Raw genomic sequence first — 17,630 nt, 5'->3', positions numbered from 1 at the left:
CCGAGGGCGTGAACTGCTTTCGGGGCGTTATTCCCGGCTCTCCGGGGATGGTGGGAGAATGAGCGTTCCAACCAGCGCGGAGACTTCGACGATGACCAAGGGGCAGCGTGCATTCGTGGCGGGGGCACTCTCCGCCCTCGGACTGTTGGGATTGCCGGTCTGGGCGAATGCGGCGGAGGAAGCCGCCTCGGCGGCCGTTCCCGAGATCAATGGCGCGGATACGGCCTTCGTGATGGTCTGTGCCGCCTTGGTGATGTTGATGACCCCGGGGCTGGGCCTCTTCTACGGGGGCATGGTGCGGCGTAAGAACGTGCTCGCCACCTTCCAGCAAAGCTTCGTCCTCCTGGGCGTGGTCGCGCTCCAGTGGGTCCTCTTCGGTTACAGCTTGGCGTTCAGTCCCGACGTCTACCATGGCCTGATCGGCGGCCTGGATTATGTCGGGCTCAACAATGTGGGCTTCGCCCCCAACGCCGACTATGCCGCCACCATCCCCCACCAGCTCTTCATGGTCTTCCAGCTCATGTTCGCCGTGATCACACCCGCCTTGATCTCGGGTGCGTTCGCCGAGCGGATGAAATTCTCGGCCTACATCCTCTTCACGCTGCTCTGGGCCACGTTCGTGTACGACCCGGTCTGCCACTGGGTCTGGAGCCCGAACGGCTGGATCAAAGGTCTGGGGGCGCTCGACTTCGCCGGCGGCCTGGTCGTCCACATCATCTCGGGGATCGCGGCCCTCTGCTGCGTTCTGGTGATGGGCAAGCGAAAAGGGTTGGGGAGTGAGGATATGCACCCCCACAACCTGACCATGACCGCGCTCGGGACCGGGCTCCTCTGGTTCGGCTGGTTCGGGTTCAACGCCGGCAGTGCCCTGGCGGCCAACACGTCGGCGGTCGCCGCCTTCGTGAACACGAATATCGCCGCCGCAGCGGCCACCGTGAGCTGGTCGTTGATCGAGTATCTCCATAAAGGCAAAGCGACCGTTTTGGGCACCTGCACCGGGGCCGTCGCCGGCTTGGTCGCGATCACGCCCGCCGCCGGCTTCGTCACCCCCTTGGGGGCCACGATCATCGGCCTGCTCGTCTGCGGCGTCTGCTACGGGGCGATCCTCATGAAGAGCAAGCTCGGGTATGACGACTCACTCGACGTCTTCGGGGTCCACGGTGTCGGGGGCATGTTCGGCGCCGTCGCCGTCGGCCTCCTGGCCAAGGCGGGCATCAGCGCGAATCCGGCGGGCCTCTTCTACGGAAATCCAGGGCTGCTGACCTCACAGGTCCTGTCCGTGGCCGCCGCGGCGACCTACAGCTTCATCGTCACCTTCGGAATTTTGAAGCTGGTCGACGCCTTAGTCGGACTTCGCGTCACCGAGGAAGAGGAAGAGGTAGGCCTCGACCTGACCCAGCACGGCGAACGTGGCTACATCATGGGCGCGGGCGAATTCCTGGGCGGCCTCCCCGACCAGGTCCACCCGGCGATCGCGCTGAAGAAAGCGGCCCCGGTCGAGTATTCAGTCACCGTCTGAACAACAACACTCCTGGAAATCAACCCAAGTCCCTCCGTCCGGGCCTTAAAAGCCATGGACGGAGGGGCTTTCTTTGCGCTGTCGTCCCGGCGACTCCCGTACCGATTTCTCCTGGATGGGACCAAGTTGGCCGCCCCGGCGACTTATTTTTTTTGCCCCTTCCGGATCATGATGACCGCTTCTACTATGGTAGGACGACCGACTTCGATCAATTCCAAGAGAAGCACGGCCCAACCCTTGGGACAGGGAGAACGTCGATGATCGGTAGAGTCACGAGCAACCTACTCGGCCTTGTCGGTGCCACACTTGGAGCGATCCTCGGCTTCTATCTCTTTCAGTGGCTGGTGCGCCAGAACCTCTATGGCTTGATGATTCCAGGTGCCATGCTGGGCCTTGGGTGCAGCCTGCTGGCCCAACACCGATCGCCGCCGCGCGGGGTTGCGTGCGCGGTTGCGGCGCTCCTCCTCGGCCTGTACACGGAGTGGAGCTTCTTCCCCTTCGGAGCCAATAGCGGGTTCAAATACCTCGTCGCTCACTTCTTCGACTTGAAGCCGATCACCCAGCTCATGACCGGATTCGGGGCCGTCTTTGCCTACTGGATTGGAAAGGACGCGAGCCCCTTGTTCTCGTTCATTCGAATCGCCGGTAACGATCAACAGCCCACCAGGCCGAATTCCAGCGAAACGACGACCAAGGACTGAAGAGGCGGCGGTCCGCGACCTTTCTTCGAGGCGATGTCGGGGTAGAATTCTCAGTGGGTTCCCCTCCGAGCCATTATTGACCGGTCGGTCGGTGCGACGACCGGACCACACGCCTTTGAGGAGAGTCGTTATGTCCGTCACCGCGTCCGACCGCGCTCACGGTTCTCCCTTGCAGGATCCGCTTCGCGCGAAGCAGGTTCAGCAGGCGGAAGAGCTTCTCTTCTCGGAACCATCGCGAGGGGGATTCGCCAAAGCCTTGTTTCGCGGCGAGTTCCGCAAAGAGGTCGTCTTCCCCTACCCCGAGCTGCCCGAGGCCGATCGGAGCCGGGTCAATGAGGCCGTCGCGGCGGTCCGGCGCTTCGCCGATTCGAGCATCGACGCGGCGGCCATCGATCGCGACGCGGATATTCCCGCCAGCGTGATCGAGGGCCTCGCGAAGCTGGGCGTGCTGGGCATGACCGCGCCTGGCGAATTCGGCGGACGCGGGTTCACCCAATTGGGCTATTGCCGGATCATGGAAGTGATCGGCGGCCACTGCTCGTCGACGGCCGTCTTCGTCAATGCGCATCATTCGATCGGGATCCGCGCACTCTTGCTCTTCGGGACGCCCGAGCAGAAGGCGAAGTGGCTCCCCCCCCTGACCAGCGGCGAGAAGCTCGCCGCCTTCGCCCTGACCGAAAAGGAGGCGGGGTCGGACGCGAGCAACGTCCAGACGGTGGCCGTTCCCAGTGAAGACGGCAAGACCTATCGACTGACCGGCACCAAGCGCTACATCACCAACGGCGCGATCGCCGATGTCCTGACCGTCATGGCCCGCACGCCCGACCCGAAAGGGGGCGACTCAAAAGTGACCGCCTTCCTGGTCACGCCCGACCTCCCTGGGTTCGAGGTGGTCGAGGCGCGGATGCCCAAGTGCGGGATCCGAGGCACGGCGACCGCCCGCCTGGCCTTCCACGACATGCCGGTGCCGGCCTCGAACATTCTCGGCCCGTTGGGGAAAGGGTTGAAGGTCGCGCTGACGGTGCTCGACTTCGGCCGCACCACCTTCGGCGCCAGTTGCACCGGGGCGGCCAAGACCTACCTGGCCGCCGCAACCCGTCACGCCGCCCGCCGCAAGCAGTTTGGCCGACCGCTGGCCGACCTCGAGCTCATCAAGAAGAAGCTGGCCTTCCTCGCCGCGACGGCCTACGCCATGGAGGCCACCACCTACGAGACCGCCGCCTTGATCGATCGGGGGGACGAGGACTACATGCTCGAAACCGCGATCCTCAAGGTCTTCTCAACCGAGATGCTCTGGCAAGGGTCGTACGAAACCTTGCAAGTCCACGGCGGCCAGGGCTACTTCTGCGACGAGCCCTATGAGCGGATGATGCGCGACGCGCGGATCAACACCATCGGCGAGGGGGCCAATGAAGTCCTCAAGGCCTTTATCGCCTTGGTCGGGATGCGCGACATCGGCGAAGGGTTCAAAGCAACCCTTGAGGGCCTGAAACGCCCCACTCGGTTCGTGCCGACCCTTTGGCGGTTCGGTCGAGACCGATTGGTCAGGATGGCACATCCACCGGCGATCCCAGTCGCCTCGCCCCTGCTCCGCCGCGCGGGCGATGCCCTGGCGCGGCGCGTGACCCGGTTCGCCTGGGCGATCGAACGGACCTTGATCAAGCATCGTGAGGCGATTCTCGAAGCCGAGTACATTCAAGAGCGGATCGCCGACGCCGCGATCGCGCTGGTGACCTCGGCGTGCACTCTCGCTCGGCTCGACCGCGAGATCGAGACCGAGTCGGTCTCGCCGGCCAATCGGGACGCGGCTTTACTCTACCTGAGAATGGCAAATCGCCGATTCGACCAGGCCCTGCTCGACCTCGACAACAATGACGACCACCTCACCTCCCAGACGGCGAATGCCCTGGTGAGGGAACTGGGTGAAGGTTAGAGGTCCTTTCGTTGGCGTGGACCCGAACCAGACCAGACGTGGACGACGCGAGGGCAATCTGACTTTTGTAGGGTGGGCACGGCCCACCAGGTATCACCCCGAGAACGATCGGGGCCCCACTCCGGCCACGCCTCTCGTCAAAAGGCGTGGTGGGCCGTGCCCACCCGACGAGATCCGTTCTCACTCTCGCTCCAAGGAACCGGCAAGGACCGACGCGGATTGTTCAGAAGATTCCGGGTTCTTTTGAGAACGATTGGGTTAAGATACTGTCGATCCATCGGTTTCATTGGCCCCTGGCTAACGATCCGCAAGGGTCTCTGTTGAGATTCCCCCTGCCTTCGCCCCCCACCCCCTCCGACGCGAGGCCCTGACATGTTGACGCTCTTCGACCGGGACGCGCGGCAGAGTCGACGATCGTTTTTGCGGATCGGAGGATCGGCCGCGCTCGGGGCGGGTGGGCTGACCTTGTCGGACCTGGCCACCCTACGCGCTCGGGCCGAGGGAATCCCTGGCGTGCTGACGGGGAAGTCGGTGATCTTCCTGTTCCTCCACGGCGGCCCGAGCCAGTTCGAGACCTTCGACCCGAAGATGGGTATGCCCGACGGGATCCGGAGCGCGACGGGCGAAGTCGCCACTCGGATTCCGGGCCTGACCTTCGGCCAGTCGTTCCCCCAACTTGCTGGCCTTGCCGATCGGCTGACCATCGTCCGGTCGTACGTACCGGGGGACGCGAACCACAACCTCAAGCCGCTCGTCGGCCGCGACAGCTTCGAAGCGAATCTCGGGTCCGTCTATTCCCGAGTCGCCGGTGCCAATGACCCGCAAACCGGCCTGCCCACCAACGTCGTCCTCTTCCCCCGCGCCGTGGATGATTCGACACGTCCGGTCACGACCAGCTTCGGCCGGTTCAACGCAACCGGCCCGCTCTCCTCGGCCGACGCCCCCTACGATCCCAGCCAGGGCGGCTCCGCGGCGAACGACTTGCGGCTGGCGATCCCGCGCGAGCGGCTCGACGACCGGCGCACCCTGCTCGCCGTACTCGATCAGCTCGCGCGACGGATGGATCGGAACAAGGCCCTGGAAGGGGTCGATGGGATGCGCGATCAGGCCTACCGCCTGCTCACGGGAGGGCTGGCCGAGGCCTTCGACTTGAGCCGCGAAGATCCTCGGCTCGTGGCCCGCTACGACACCGCCCCCTTGGTCCGGCCCGACGCCATCAGCAAGAAGTGGAAGAACCATAAAAACTACGCCGACAACGCCAAGTCGCTGGGCAAGCTGTTGCTGCTCGCCCGTCGCCTCTGCGAACGCGGTTGCGGGTTCGTGACGGTGACGACCAACTTCGTCTGGGACATGCACGCCGACGAAAACAACGCGACGATGGAAGAGGGGATGCGCTACATGGGTCCCCCGCTCGACTACGCGCTCTCGGCCACGCTCGAAGACTTACGGGCCCGCGGCCTCGACGAAAAAATCCTGCTCGTCGTCTGCGGCGAGATGGGCCGCTCCCCCCGGATCAACACCAAAGGGGGCCGCGATCACTGGGGGAAACTCGGGCCGTTGTTGCTGGCCGGCGGCGGCCTGCCGATGGGCCAAGTCATCGGCCTCTCCAATCGCGACGGCTCGGCCCCACAGTCGGAAGCCGTGACCGCCCGCCACCTGATCGCCACGATCATGCATACCTTGTTCGACGTCGCCCAGTTACGACTCGTCCCCAACCTCCCCCGAGAGTTCGCCCAGACGATGGTGAGCTGGGATCCGATCCCCGGCCTCGCGACCTGAGCCATCGTCATTGGCAACGGAAAACCGCTGCAAGTCGCCCCCTAAATCAACATCACAAAAATTTATATCATTATACAAAAAAAATCCATTGTGATTGCGAGTGAGCGGAGCGTGACCTCCACTCGATCGCGATTCCATTCAACAACCGAAAGCGACTTATCGCTCGATCTTGCCCCCTCGGTCGGCAATAATGCGCTCGACCTTCGGTCACATCCTCGAGGAGATTGTAGGGCATGCCCGCATCGAGCACTCAGCGTGTGTTGGTCTTGGTCTTTATCGCCGTCGCGGCGACTTGGTTCCAGGGATCGACGGCCGCGGCCGAGCCGGCCGCAACGAGCCCGCCACCGAATATTGTCGTGGTCTTCGCGGATGACCTCGGCTATGCGGACGTCGGCTGCTTCGGCGCCAAGGGATACGCCACTCCAAATATTGACCGGCTCGCCGCGGAAGGCATCCGGTTCACCGACTTCTACGTGCCCCAGGCCGTCTGTTCCGCGTCGCGCACCGCGCTTTTGACCGGCTGCTATCCCAACCGCGTCGGAATCCTCGGAGCGCTTGGCCCCGCCTCGAAGAACGGGATCGCCGAAGGCGAGTCGACGATCGCCGAGGTCCTCAAGCGACGCGGCTATGCCACCGCAATCTACGGCAAGTGGCACCTCGGCCATCACGACAAGTTCCTCCCGACCCGACACGGCTTCGACCAATACTTCGGCCTCCCCTACTCCAACGACATGTGGCCGGAGCATCCTACCAACAAGTCCTTTCCTGATCTCCCTTTGATCGAAGGCGAGAAGATCATCGCGACCAATCCCGATCAGCGGAACCTGACGACCTGGTACGCGGACCGGGCCGTCGGTTTCATCAAGGAGAACAAGGACCGTCCGTTCTTCCTCTACCTCGCCCATAGCATGCCCCACGTCCCGCTCCACGTCTCCGCCCAGGGGGCCGGTCGGACGAGTCGCGGCCTGTTCGGCGACGTGATCGAAGAGATCGACGGGTCCGTGGGCCGAATCCTGGCCGAACTCGAGGCGCAAGGACTCGACCGGAAGACCTTGGTCATTTTCACCTCCGACAACGGCCCCTGGCTCTCGTACGGCAACCATGCCGGCTCCGCCGGACCGTTCCGCGAAGGTAAGGGCACCTCCTTCGAAGGGGGCATCCGTGAACCCTTCGCCGCCCGCTGGCCCGGTACGATCCCGGCCGGTTCGGTCTGCCGCGAACCCGCCATGACCATCGACCTACTCCCGACCTTTGCCGAGCTCGCCGGCGCAGACCGGTCCGGCGATCGCCCGATTGATGGCCGAACCATCACTCCCCTGCTCCTCGCCCAGCCCAACGCCAAGAGTCCCCACGAATCCTTCTCGTTCTATTGGGGCCGCGAGCTCCAGGCGATCCGTTCGGGCCGCTGGAAGCTGCACTTTCCGCACAAGTACCGCAGTCTTGCCGGCCCACCGGGCGCCGACGGTAAGCCGGCCCCCTATCAAGAGCGCGCGATCGGACTCAGTCTCTACGACTTGGAGTCCGACCCTGGCGAGAAGTCCAACCTCGCCGCCGAGCATCCCGAAGAGGTCGAGCGACTCTCCCGCCTGGCCGATGCCGCGCGCGAAGATCTCGGTGATTCCGCCTCCAACCGTCAGGGCAAAAACGTCCGACCCGCGGGCCAACTCTGATCGGTCGATGAAAGCCGGTTCGTCGTGCCCCACAACCTCATAGGAAACCATTGATGCGACGTGCAATCCGCCTCGCTCTTGTGTTAGTTCCCACTATGTTGATCGTGCCGGTTGTCGCGCGGGGCGAGCCGGTGGCGGCCATCGTCGACACGAACCTGGAGACCGGTTCGCGGCAGATCCGACAGTTCGCCTTCGATGGCGACGCCGAGACCTTCTTTGCCTCGAAGGAAAACCTCGGCGTCTCCGACCATTTCACCTTGGTTTTCGATCAGCCGGTCTCCGTCAAGTCGATTGCGGTGGTCACGGGCAAGCCCGGTCCGGAAGGCACTGGCAAGCTGAAAACAGGGGTGCTTGAAGTCTCGACCGACGGCACGACGTTCACCGAGCTGGCAAAGTTCGCCGATGGTGAGGCACGCGAGGATCTGCAAGCCAAGTCAATTCGAGCCGTTCGAATCCAGCCCACGGCGGATCAGGAACATCCCCTGACGGTCCGCGAGTTCACGATTGCGTCCGACCCGCCGGTTGCCCGCTTCGAGTATCCGGTCGAAATCGCGGTGGACTGCTCGGACTCGCCCGAGTTGCAGGAATGGGCCGACAAGGTCGCCCGGCTCTGCGAGCTCTGGTATCCCCGGCTGAACGAGGCACTCAAGAGCGACGGATACAAGCCGGCGAGTTACATCAAGATGCGGATCAGCTCGTCGTACAACGGCGTCGCCCAGGCTGGCGGAGGCAACATCCTCGGCTCATCGAAATTCTTCAAGGCCCATCCCGATGACGTCGGCGCCATGATCCACGAGACCGTCCATATCATCCAGCACTACCAGAGCCGCAAAAACCCCGGCTGGCTGGTCGAGGGCCTGGCTGACTACATCCGCTTCTTCCTCTTCGAGCCCGGCAAGATCGGCCCGATCAACGCAAAGCGGGCGCGTTACGACGGCAGCTATCGCACAACCGCCGCATTTCTTGCTTACGTGAACGACAAATATGACCAATCGCTCATTTCCAAACTCAATGTGCTGATGCGCGAGGGGACGTACAAAGACGAGGTCTTCAAGGAACTGACCGGCAAGACGGTTCAAGAGCTTGACGAGGAGTGGCGGGAATCGCTTAAGCGTTGATGGGTGATCATTTTGAGGCCATGACAAATGTCCCCATTTTAACCCGAAAGACTGCCCCACGCCCCGCCGCCACGGGGGCCAACAAGTTCGACGAGGATGTCCACCACGGAGGCATTCCTCTCCGAACACAGCGGCTGCGAGGACAAGTTCCGCATGGCGGCGAACCTCAACCGCGATCCCGACCTTCACAACGACGTGGCCCTGACCATCGTCCCGCTCCCAGGAAGAAGGCCACATCCTGCTGGGACGACCTCATAGACGGAAAGTACGAGTGGTCGTCCGTCGCCAAGCAGCTTTGGTGGTAGGGGCTTGTTGCTTCGTTGGCCCCGTCAAGAATTGAGTCAGGAAGACTCGGCAACCCGAACGATACAGGACAGACCCATGAGCTCGATCACGATCCATGAGGCCCAAACTCGGCTGTCGGAGTTGATCCAACGGCTGGCCCCCGGCGACGAGCTCATCATCACCGATGACGATCGGCCCGTAGTCCGTCTTACTTTGGCCACCCCGACCGAACGGAAACCACGCCAACTGGGCACCCTCAAGGGGACTGTCCTCTCCATGGCCCCCGACTTCGACGAGCCGCTCGACGACTTCGCGTGATGGCTGAAGCCGGGTCGATGCCGCACTCCATTGCCCCCTCCAGGCGTCCAAGATGCTCGCGACGGTGAGGAAACTGGGGAGGGGCGGGGCCTCGGTCCAAGTAAAGGCATGCCCCCATTTCCATTCCAAGGTGAACGGCAACCGTCAGCAAGCACGCGCTTTCGCTACCCTATGGTCCGCTCGAGCTCGTCGGCCGCCTGGAGCTCGCATTGGTAACGCACGCGATCTTCGTCGGAGAGAGCAAGCCGTCCCAACTCAGCCCGCGTGGACCGGGCACATGCCTCATCTCCCATCGCCACCGCCAACTCGGCGCGGGCGGCGAGCACGCGGGCCCGCTCGACCGGGGCGGCCTCCGGGTTCTTGGCCAGCGCCAAGTCGAGCACCTTGGCCGCAGCGGCATCCATGCCCCGCATGTCGCGGAAGTTGGTCGCCGTCTCGAGCGCCCGCTCCATCGGCGACAGCTTCGACCACTTCTCCTTGTCTGGGTACTCGTACTTCGGCTCTTCACGCGCGATGTAGATCATCGAGTTGCCGCCGGGGTCGACCACGGTGAAGCGGCACTGCCCCGGCTTCAGTCGCGTGATCCGCGGGAGCCCGGAAGTTGGCACCCGACCGTATTTGCCCTTCAAGCCCTTGAAGAAGGACTGATGGTACGGCTCCACTTCCTCGACCATCACCAGGCAGATGCCGGCGTTCCCCTTCGGGTCCGGCTTCCCGCCGCCATGGAAGTGCAAGTTGAACCCGCCCAGGCGCATCGCCAGGTAGATATACGGCTTGACCTGTCGGTGGGTGACCTCGAATCCGAGCGCCTGGTAGAACTCGAGCGTCTCGTCAGGCAAGGCGCATGGGAACACAGGGATTGCCGTCACCTCGGCCATCGGTATCTCCCTTATTTACGGGTTTTCCGCGTATCCGGGGTCGCGTCCGCCTCAAGGCTCTGCCGCGCCCGCTTGAGCCCCTCTGCCGCCGCCTTTAGGGTCTGCAGGCCGATCACTGCCCCGAGCCGGTCCGCCCACTCCACCTGGCGCGCCTCGACCTGGCGCAAGGCCGCGCGTCCCTTGTCGGTGAGCACGATTAGCTTGGCGCGGCGGTGGTGGGGATTGTTGCTGTATTCGACGAAACCGTCCCGCTCGAGAGCGTCAGAGGTGGACTGCACGGCTTGACGGGTCAGCCCCATGATCCGGGCCACATTGGCGACCGGGGCCGGGCCGTGATCCGCGACGCCGAGGACCTGCCATCGAGCCGCGGTGAGCGCCGCCGGTTCCGCGAGTTGGTCCCCGGCGGCGAGCAGCAGCCCGTTGAGACGAAACACCTCGAGCACCAGGTCAGAGAAAGCCTCACCGTCTTGAGTTCGTTTCGTCATCGACAGGATTATTCCGAATCGACAGTATCTTGTCAACGTTCCAGCGGGGCGGTAAGTCATCTCAGGCAACGCGGTGAGCCGTAGTCGCCTCCCAATCCACGCCGGTCGGCCGATCGGTCATGGCTCGGTACTCCTCAAGGATCGGGAGTCGAATGCCGCGAACTCGATACGACAACGGCTTGACTCATTCAATCTTGGTCGCGTGACCGAGCAAATCGCTTTTCTGACGCGGCTCGGCCAGAGATTTCCTTGGACGAATCGGCGATGTCTGTCACCTGTGTATGTCATGACCGAACAACCGACCAGCGAAGACTTGGTGCGACAAGCGAAAGCCGGCGACGTCCAGGCATTCGGCATGCTGTATGACCGGACTGTCCGCCTGGTACGGGCAGTCGCGGCCGATGCGGGATCGGATCTCGATGAGGACGTGACACATGACGCCTACCTCCGGGCCTATCGCAACCTGGGTAAATTACGAGACCCAGAGCGGTTCGCAGCCTGGCTGGTCGGAATCACGCGTCTGATCGTGCGGGAACGGCGGCGGGCCAGGCGATTCGAGCCCCTCCCCGATGACGTGCTGGGGGCATCTGTCACGGCCGGAAGCTTTGAGGGGGACGCGGAGGAGCTCCTCCGGGCAGTCGCCAGGCTGCCGGAGGAGGAGCGCCTGGCGATCCGGTTCTTCTTCCTCAATGAGCGGAACATCGACGAGACGGCCAGACTACTCGACCGCTCGAGGTCGGGGACCTATGCGGTCTTGCAGAGTGCGAAGGCCAGACTCGCCCGTTGGCTGAGGGAATGCGGGGTGGGCCCATGAACGACCTGTCGCCGGAACACATCGAGCGTCTCGAATCGGCCCACCAGATCTTCGACCGTGCCGACGGAGTCGCCAAAGCGCGACTCCTTGCGGCATTGGCGGCCGATGGGCCGCCACGCTCCCGTTCACCCTGGAAAGCGAGGTTCGAGGTCATGCGGCGAAATAGAACCCGAATGGCGATGGTGGCGACGTTGATTGTTGCATTGTTCAGCGTTTGGCAACTGGCTCAGCCGAAGGGTGTGTTCGCCCGGACGGTCCGGGCGATGATCGAGGCGAAGGGGTACAGTTGCGACTTCATTGAGGTGCGCCCGGCCAACGGCGGCGGGGAGGACGCGACCCTCGCCGGTCGCCTGTTCTGGGCGTCGACTGGGGAGTTGCGGTTCGACGGGATCCAGGGGGGCGACGTCCAGGACGTCGAGATCCGCCGACCTGGAGGGACGGGCTTGAGCATCCTGCCCAAGGCCAAGCAATACTCCATCCTGCCCAGGACCTACGCGCAGGAGTTTTCCTTCGGGCTCTTCAGCCACCTCAGCGAATACAAAGGGAAGGCGGGACCGGCAGTCGGGATCAGAGAGATCCGAGGACGCAAGGCCGAAGAGTTCATCGTGCCATGGGCGCATGTGGTTGAGGACGTCTCCAACGGAGATGCGCGAATGCACATGTGGCTCGACACCGAGACAAGCCTGCCCGTTCGGGTCGATCTGATCGACCTCGGCCCTAAGGGGGGCGAGATCTACCGACTTGAGAATTTTCACTGGGGCAAGCAGGATCCGAAGTTGTTCGACACAACAGTCCCCGCCGGTTTCGCGAAACTCCCGACCCTGGACTTGAAAGCCGAGCAGATCACCGAATATGTGGTCTTCGGCCTCTCGACCTTCGCGAAATACAATCACGGCAAGTACCCGGCCGTGAAGTATGTCTACGGTGACCAGCAAGGCGAAGCACTCCGCAAGTTGATGGGCATGGGTCCGGAGGCTATCGGCTGGGTCGTACCCAGCAAGGAAACAAAATGGAGCGACCCGAAAGCAGGCGAGTTCGCCCATGGGAGTTATGGTATGTCCTGGATCAACAGCCTCCAACGCGAGCATCCCGAGTGCGTCTATCACGGCAAGTCCGTTACCAGCCAGGATGCCGATAAGGTGCTTCTCCGCTGGAAGCTCGACGACGACGAATATCGCGTGATCTACGGGAATCTGAAGGCCGAGAATGTGTCGGCCGAACGTCTCAAGGAACTGGAAGCGAAGTGATCTCAGGGCGCGGCGAGTGAAATATCGACGGCCCCGGTGAAGCCGCCGGGGCCGACTCTTCCAAAACCATAATTTCAATAAAACATACACTCATTGGTTGCCAGACTACCTGGCTCCTTTCGGGAGCGGTGGATCCAGGAGCTTGTGGAGATCGTTCGTGAGGGACTCGCATTGCCGAGCCAGGTCGGGCCGCGCCGTCGCGACACTGTCGAGTGTTTCGATGAAGCGGTCGAGAACCGGGCTGATGAGCGATTCGGCAAGGGATGGATCGGAGTTTTGCAGCAGTTCGCGGAAGTTGCCGAAGTCGCGATTGAGCCGGTCAATGTGCCACTGCGTTTCTGGTGAAGTGGATCCGCGACCTGCTTCGTCGCGCAGGCCGACGATCAACTCGGCAAGGCAACAGCCGATGTCAAACATGCGAATCCCGAGTGGCACTTCGGCGATGTCCCCCACCGAGACGCTGCGCGACCAATTCTCCGTGGAACCCTCTTCGCGAGGCACGGAATCCGTCACGCCCAAACGCTCACGTTCGGCCCATTTGGCGTTGAAACGGCGGATGTGCTCCTCCCACTGGCGTCGTTCTTCGTCCCACGTCTCGCGCGTTCGGTGATAGATGTCGAACGCGAAGTCGTCATCCATGCTGCTGCCGTCGAGTTGCCAAAACGCCGGCCCGGGCATTTCAGCCAGCATTTGGCAGCAGGGACAGTCGGGGTCCACCATCGCGTCGTGGCCGGACATGCTTTCGGGAAGCCGGGCGCGTTCGCGGTCGATGATCGAACGCGGCGTTCGCCCGTGGTAATCCGGATCGGGAGTGTCGAGCCACGCTTCGCGGACTTCTTCAAGACGCGGAATCTCGATCGTGAGAAAGTCGCCGATTGTGAGCGATTCCGCTTGCGCCATTTCAGGGAGCCGTTCCCAGCAAGACCAAAGCAATTCGCGAACGAGATGGTAGTACATGACCAGCTCATGCGTGCCGAATCCGGCGTATTGATAAGCGTGAGACGACGCGTCCAGTCCGCGCGGGCACTCGCCGAGCCGCGACCATTGTGCGCAGCGGTCTTGTAAATCCCGCATGAGGTGACCGTGTCGTTCGAGTGCGATCGCGCGCGGACAGGCACCGCCGAGGTCGTCGCGCGGCGTCAGCAGCCAGGCCGCATGAATTTGTGGAGCCGCGTTGGCAATCTCCTCGTGTCGGGCGAAGGCGGCCAGGGCTTCCCTCGCGATAAACTCGAGCATCGGTCGACCATAAAACACCGCGCGGGCATCCAGAATCGATTTCGCGATCCGTTCTCGCCGCCTCTCGTCCGCCACGCATCGCCATTGGCCGCGATCGCTCGAAATGAGCCAATCGTCGGCCAGGTGATACCGCAGACCGGTCTCCGTGCAACATTTCTCGTCGTGATACTCGACGACTCCTTCGGGTCCGGCGGAGGAGTAGGTCGAATCCACAACGACCAACCGTGCGATGAGATCGATGACCACCAGGCCCGCGTCATGCGACTCAGAGCACATGCCGAGCGAGAGATTCGCGAAGAATCGGCGCTGTGCGTCAGGCTTCGCAAATCGCGCGACGGCGGCATCCAGTTCCATCAGCGTGACGGGGTCCGCACTGAGCGCCGCGATCGCCCGATCCGCACAACTTGCGTGGATCGTCCCGGACCAATCGTGACTCGCCTCGCGCACAACCAGGCGTACTTCGCTCATGGCACTTCCCTTTTCGGATAGGCTCCCAGTCGAGAATGATACCGGTCAATCTCGACTTCACCCTCATCGATAGACTCGACAATGAAGTCATTATCTCTGTCCGTCACGATACAATCTTCCAAAAATGATGGCACCACATTCAGCGGCATAGCACAAGGAGGATTCCGGCGTGGCGAAGGCGAAACAAGTAATGGTCAAGCTTCTGGGCACGCTCGGGGCATCGTCTCAGTTTGTCGCATCCGCCAGCGCGACGCCCGTATTGCCGGGTTTGGAGGATATGAGAGCTATACCCAGCGACTGAGACGGACACGGTGCGTGGCCTCTCAAGACCTCGTATTGCAAAGCGGAAAAGCATCTCACGATCACAAGTTTATCCAGCCCGCACAGAATGTGTTAAGAATTAAGAATGTCACCAATAGTGCCAATAGTGTCCGTACAGACGCTTTCGGATCGTCGCCAGCCTCACGCCTCCGTTGACCAGCTCGGTCGCGTGCATGACGCCAATGCGGTTCGGCAAACCAAGGAGCATTGCACCTAAAAACAGCTTCCGGCATTAGGGATCAGCGATATTGACAATCCCGAATGCCGGAAGTAGAATTGGGGCATAATAAAGACGCTCACTTGTACGAAAGGGGCTGAAAAGATGCCTGACGAAAAGGACCTCCTGGAAACTCACCGCAACCACCTAATCTCACGAAAAATGGTCCACAAGTTTGTTGAGAGTCACCCTGGCACCGAACGGGACCTTGAGTCGCTCCTCGACTGGTGCCGGACGGTCGAGAAGTCCGACTGGCGAACCTTCGCAGATGTCCGGGCAACCTACTCTCACGCCGACCAGGTTGGCGAGATGGTTTACTTCAACGTCTGTGGGAACAAGTATCGCTTCCTGACGTGGGTCAATTACCGGCCGAACACGGCCGCGAAGGTCCTGCTCCGAGCGGTTCTGACCCACAAAGAGTACGACAAGCTGAGCCTGAAGTAGACAGCGACGCCCTCCCCGGAAAAGGGGAGGGTGGCTTCATCGAACATCGGCTTTAACTTTGATTTTGAAAAAGGAATCCCATCATGACCACCGTGGCATCACCCAGCGAAAGCTATCTCGCCCTGATCCGGGAGTTCCCGCTCCGACCGATCCGGAGCGAAGAGGAGCTCGACGCGGCAATCGCGATGACCCACAAACTGATCGACCAGAAGGTCGGCGGGAAGGGACTGGACGAACAGGAGTTCGACTACCTCGATATCCTCTCGGACCTGATCCACGTCTACGAGGCGAAAACCAACCCGCTTCCCGACATGGACCCCGTGCGGGCGCTCCGCCACCTGCTCGAAGAGAACGGCATCACCCAGGCCCAACTCGCCGAGGAAACCGGGCTGGCGGTGACGACCATCTCCGAGATCCTCAACGGGCGGCGTAACATCAGCCCCAAGGCCCGCAAGGCGCTGGCCGATCGATTCCGTGTCAGCCCATCGCTGTTCGCTTGATCCGACTTCATTCGAACGGTGTCGCCGAACCGCGTCGTCTTGCCAGGCAACGACTCGGAAACGGAGTCAAGCCGCTTGGGAAACCGCGAAGTCAAACTGGACTTGGAACCGGGTCGTTGAAATCTGGCCCCTGACCACCCCCAATGCGCCGCCCCCTCCGCCCCCAATGACCCTGGTGGTACGCCAGTCGAGGCCGATTCGAGTCGTCTGAGTGTGGAGGGATTCGAATGGAATGCCATAGAAGATTTCCGAGTCCGGTCAGCCTCCATTAAAATGTTCCTGTGTACCGCCGTTGCTTGACCCGGGCGCGATCGCCGTTGATACTCTTCGCGGCGGACCTGAAAGCAAGGGCATGGAGAAGCTATGGTCCTGGTTTGCGTTGTGCTTGGGATCGCGTTGGCGATCGTCACCTTCATTGCGCTGCGGTCGCGGCGGACGCTCGCGAAGCTGGAACGAGGCATTGCCGCGCTCGGCAATGGCCGGCCGACGCGGCCGATCGCCGCAGGTTATACGTGCCTGGCCGGGCCGCTCGCTCGGTTGTTCAACGTCGTCGCTCCCAAGCTCGAGGCGCGGATCGCGCTTCAGGAACAGGACCGGCAGCAACTCCGCGCCGTGCTGGGGGGGATGTCCGAAGGGGTCATCGCGATCGATGCGCGGCGCCGGCTCTTGTTCGCGAACGCCAGCGCCAATCGACTGTTCGGGATCGATGCCGACTCGGTCGGCCGGCTCATTCCCGAGCTGATTCGCAGCACCCAAGTTCAAGGGGCCGTGGAAGCGACGCTCTCGAGCCTGAATCCGTACCAAGGGGAAGTGACCCTGGCGACGCGGGAATCGGTCCTGCGGGTCCACTCGCGGATCCTGGCCGTCTATGGAACCCCACTCCCCGGCCCGCCGCCCGGGGCCGTGCTCGTCTTCCACGACGTCACCGAGCTGCGAAGGCTGGAGCGGATGCGGCAGGACTTCGTGGCCAACGCGTCCCATGAGCTGAAAACCCCGCTGGCCTCGATCAAAGCGTATACCGAGACGCTGCTCGACTGGGCGCTCAAGGACGAGGCCGTCAACGTCCGCTTCCTCGAGCGGATTGATGAGCAGGCGGAACGCTTAAACCAACTGATTCTCGACATGCTGAGCCTGGCTCGGTTGGAGTCGGGCCAAGAGGTTTTCGAACATGGCCCGCTCCTGCTCGCCCCGGTCATCGTGGCCTGCCTCAACTCGCATCGCGACCGTGCCGATACCAAGGGGCTGAACCTCGGTCTCGAGCTCGGTGAGCTCGACGACCAGAGCGAAATCAAGGCCGACGAGGAGGCGATCCGGCAGATTCTCGACAACCTGGTCGACAACGCGATCAAGTACACCCCCGAGGGAGGATCGGTCCTAGTCTCGTGCCGCCAGTCGACCGACGCCATCGTCGTCGAAGTCGCCGACTCGGGCATCGGAATTCCCCGTGACGAACTGGCTCGCGTCTTCGAGCGGTTCTATCGCGTCGATAAGGCGAGGAGCCGCGAGCTCGGCGGCACGGGGTTGGGCCTCTCCATCGTCAAGCACCTGGTCCAGTCGATCGACGGCCAGGTCACGGTCGTCAGCCGGCTCGGCGCGGGAAGTCGATTCACGGTCCATTTCCCCCGATTCCGCCCGCATTGAATCCAGGGATTGCCCCTCTTTCCCCAGAGTGGTTTCGTGAATCCGAAGGCCCATCA

Annotated in this window: 16 protein-coding genes; 13 read left to right on the top strand and 3 right to left on the bottom strand. The window is 62.5% G+C overall.

The window, feature by feature from the left end:
- The first annotated feature begins 58 nt into the window (after positions 1 to 58).
- The 8 genes from BUS42_RS06860 (at position 59) to BUS42_RS06830 (ending at position 9,323) form a co-directional block, all read left to right on the top strand.
- The gene (locus BUS42_RS06860; RefSeq protein ID WP_074306281.1) at positions 59 to 1,519 is read left to right on the top strand and encodes an ammonium transporter; all 1,461 of its coding nucleotides are present in this window, start codon (positions 59 to 61) and stop codon (positions 1,517 to 1,519) included.
- Between the two features lie 257 nt (positions 1,520 to 1,776).
- Positions 1,777 to 2,220, top strand: a complete 444-nt coding sequence (locus BUS42_RS06855) for a hypothetical protein (protein ID WP_074306280.1) — start codon at positions 1,777 to 1,779, stop codon at positions 2,218 to 2,220.
- 130 nt (positions 2,221 to 2,350) lie between these two features.
- On the top strand, positions 2,351 to 4,153 hold the full coding sequence (locus BUS42_RS06850; RefSeq protein WP_074306279.1) for an acyl-CoA dehydrogenase family protein: 1,803 nt from the start codon (positions 2,351 to 2,353) through the stop codon (positions 4,151 to 4,153).
- Positions 4,154 to 4,525: 372 nt separating this feature from the next.
- Entirely contained in the window at positions 4,526 to 5,932 is a 1,407-nt protein-coding gene (locus tag BUS42_RS06845; RefSeq protein ID WP_074306278.1) for a DUF1501 domain-containing protein, read from the top strand.
- A 233-nt stretch (positions 5,933 to 6,165) separates the two neighbouring features.
- Entirely contained in the window at positions 6,166 to 7,602 is a 1,437-nt protein-coding gene (locus tag BUS42_RS06840; protein ID WP_074306277.1) for a sulfatase family protein, read from the top strand.
- Between the two features lie 53 nt (positions 7,603 to 7,655).
- Positions 7,656 to 8,720 carry a basic secretory protein-like protein gene (locus tag BUS42_RS06835; protein ID WP_074306276.1) on the top strand — a complete coding sequence of 355 codons (1,065 nt, stop codon included), beginning with the start codon at positions 7,656 to 7,658 and terminating at the stop codon, positions 8,718 to 8,720.
- A gap of 96 nt (positions 8,721 to 8,816) precedes the next feature.
- Positions 8,817 to 8,978, top strand: coding sequence for a hypothetical protein (locus BUS42_RS43540; protein ID WP_159452183.1), 162 nt, complete (start codon positions 8,817 to 8,819; stop codon positions 8,976 to 8,978).
- Between the two features lie 123 nt (positions 8,979 to 9,101).
- Complete coding sequence (locus BUS42_RS06830; RefSeq protein ID WP_074306275.1) at positions 9,102 to 9,323, top strand: type II toxin-antitoxin system Phd/YefM family antitoxin; 222 nt, start codon at positions 9,102 to 9,104, stop codon at positions 9,321 to 9,323.
- 164 nt (positions 9,324 to 9,487) lie between these two features.
- On the opposite strand, the gene BUS42_RS06825 is transcribed toward BUS42_RS06830, so the two are convergent.
- Entirely contained in the window at positions 9,488 to 10,201 is a 714-nt protein-coding gene (locus BUS42_RS06825) for a VOC family protein (RefSeq protein ID WP_074306274.1), read from the bottom strand.
- 11 nt (positions 10,202 to 10,212) lie between these two features.
- On the bottom strand, positions 10,213 to 10,686 hold the full coding sequence (locus BUS42_RS06820; protein ID WP_074306273.1) for a MarR family winged helix-turn-helix transcriptional regulator: 474 nt from the start codon (positions 10,684 to 10,686) through the stop codon (positions 10,213 to 10,215).
- Between the two features lie 286 nt (positions 10,687 to 10,972).
- Between BUS42_RS06820 and BUS42_RS06815 the strand changes: the two genes are divergently transcribed.
- Positions 10,973 to 11,500, top strand: a complete 528-nt coding sequence (locus BUS42_RS06815) for an RNA polymerase sigma factor (protein WP_074306272.1) — start codon at positions 10,973 to 10,975, stop codon at positions 11,498 to 11,500.
- The gene (locus BUS42_RS06810; protein ID WP_074306271.1) at positions 11,497 to 12,747 is read left to right on the top strand and encodes a LolA family protein; all 1,251 of its coding nucleotides are present in this window, start codon (positions 11,497 to 11,499) and stop codon (positions 12,745 to 12,747) included. The genes BUS42_RS06815 and BUS42_RS06810 overlap by 4 nt, the downstream gene beginning before the upstream one ends.
- A gap of 105 nt (positions 12,748 to 12,852) precedes the next feature.
- On the opposite strand, the gene BUS42_RS06805 is transcribed toward BUS42_RS06810, so the two are convergent.
- The gene (locus BUS42_RS06805; protein WP_074306270.1) at positions 12,853 to 14,451 is read right to left on the bottom strand and encodes a hypothetical protein; all 1,599 of its coding nucleotides are present in this window, start codon (positions 14,449 to 14,451) and stop codon (positions 12,853 to 12,855) included.
- 643 nt (positions 14,452 to 15,094) lie between these two features.
- Here BUS42_RS06805 and BUS42_RS06800 point away from each other — a divergent pair.
- The 3 genes from BUS42_RS06800 (at position 15,095) to BUS42_RS06790 (ending at position 17,574) form a co-directional block, all read left to right on the top strand.
- Positions 15,095 to 15,433, top strand: coding sequence for a type II toxin-antitoxin system HigB family toxin (locus BUS42_RS06800; RefSeq protein WP_074306269.1), 339 nt, complete (start codon positions 15,095 to 15,097; stop codon positions 15,431 to 15,433).
- Positions 15,434 to 15,516: 83 nt separating this feature from the next.
- A complete protein-coding gene (locus tag BUS42_RS06795; RefSeq protein ID WP_074306268.1) occupies positions 15,517 to 15,933 on the top strand; it encodes a helix-turn-helix domain-containing protein in 417 nt (138 codons plus the stop codon).
- 363 nt (positions 15,934 to 16,296) lie between these two features.
- Positions 16,297 to 17,574, top strand: a complete 1,278-nt coding sequence (locus BUS42_RS06790) for a sensor histidine kinase (protein WP_074306267.1) — start codon at positions 16,297 to 16,299, stop codon at positions 17,572 to 17,574.
- Positions 17,575 to 17,630 lie beyond the last annotated feature (56 nt).

The sequence above is a fragment of the Singulisphaera sp. GP187 genome (assembly GCF_900129635.1).
GTDB lineage: Bacteria > Planctomycetota > Planctomycetia > Isosphaerales > Isosphaeraceae > Singulisphaera.
Note: the sequence above shows the minus strand (reverse complement) of the source record. Positions and strands in the feature narration are given on the sequence as shown.

What these genes read in the sequence shown, in the direction of transcription:
- BUS42_RS06860 (WP_074306281.1), top strand. Translation starts at nt 59, where the DNA reads ATGAGCGTTCCAACCAGCGCGGAGACTTCGACGATGACCAAGGGGCAG.
- BUS42_RS06855 (WP_074306280.1), top strand. Translation starts at nt 1,777, where the DNA reads ATGATCGGTAGAGTCACGAGCAACCTACTCGGCCTTGTCGGTGCCACA.
- BUS42_RS06850 (WP_074306279.1), top strand. Translation starts at nt 2,351, where the DNA reads ATGTCCGTCACCGCGTCCGACCGCGCTCACGGTTCTCCCTTGCAGGAT.
- BUS42_RS06845 (WP_074306278.1), top strand. Translation starts at nt 4,526, where the DNA reads ATGTTGACGCTCTTCGACCGGGACGCGCGGCAGAGTCGACGATCGTTT.
- BUS42_RS06840 (WP_074306277.1), top strand. Translation starts at nt 6,166, where the DNA reads ATGCCCGCATCGAGCACTCAGCGTGTGTTGGTCTTGGTCTTTATCGCC.
- BUS42_RS06835 (WP_074306276.1), top strand. Translation starts at nt 7,656, where the DNA reads ATGCGACGTGCAATCCGCCTCGCTCTTGTGTTAGTTCCCACTATGTTG.
- BUS42_RS43540 (WP_159452183.1), top strand. Translation starts at nt 8,817, where the DNA reads ATGTCCACCACGGAGGCATTCCTCTCCGAACACAGCGGCTGCGAGGAC.
- BUS42_RS06830 (WP_074306275.1), top strand. Translation starts at nt 9,102, where the DNA reads ATGAGCTCGATCACGATCCATGAGGCCCAAACTCGGCTGTCGGAGTTG.
- BUS42_RS06825 (WP_074306274.1), bottom strand. Translation starts at nt 10,201, where the DNA reads ATGGCCGAGGTGACGGCAATCCCTGTGTTCCCATGCGCCTTGCCTGAC.
- BUS42_RS06820 (WP_074306273.1), bottom strand. Translation starts at nt 10,686, where the DNA reads ATGACGAAACGAACTCAAGACGGTGAGGCTTTCTCTGACCTGGTGCTC.
- BUS42_RS06815 (WP_074306272.1), top strand. Translation starts at nt 10,973, where the DNA reads ATGACCGAACAACCGACCAGCGAAGACTTGGTGCGACAAGCGAAAGCC.
- BUS42_RS06810 (WP_074306271.1), top strand. Translation starts at nt 11,497, where the DNA reads ATGAACGACCTGTCGCCGGAACACATCGAGCGTCTCGAATCGGCCCAC.
- BUS42_RS06805 (WP_074306270.1), bottom strand. Translation starts at nt 14,451, where the DNA reads ATGAGCGAAGTACGCCTGGTTGTGCGCGAGGCGAGTCACGATTGGTCC.
- BUS42_RS06800 (WP_074306269.1), top strand. Translation starts at nt 15,095, where the DNA reads ATGCCTGACGAAAAGGACCTCCTGGAAACTCACCGCAACCACCTAATC.
- BUS42_RS06795 (WP_074306268.1), top strand. Translation starts at nt 15,517, where the DNA reads ATGACCACCGTGGCATCACCCAGCGAAAGCTATCTCGCCCTGATCCGG.
- BUS42_RS06790 (WP_074306267.1), top strand. Translation starts at nt 16,297, where the DNA reads ATGGTCCTGGTTTGCGTTGTGCTTGGGATCGCGTTGGCGATCGTCACC.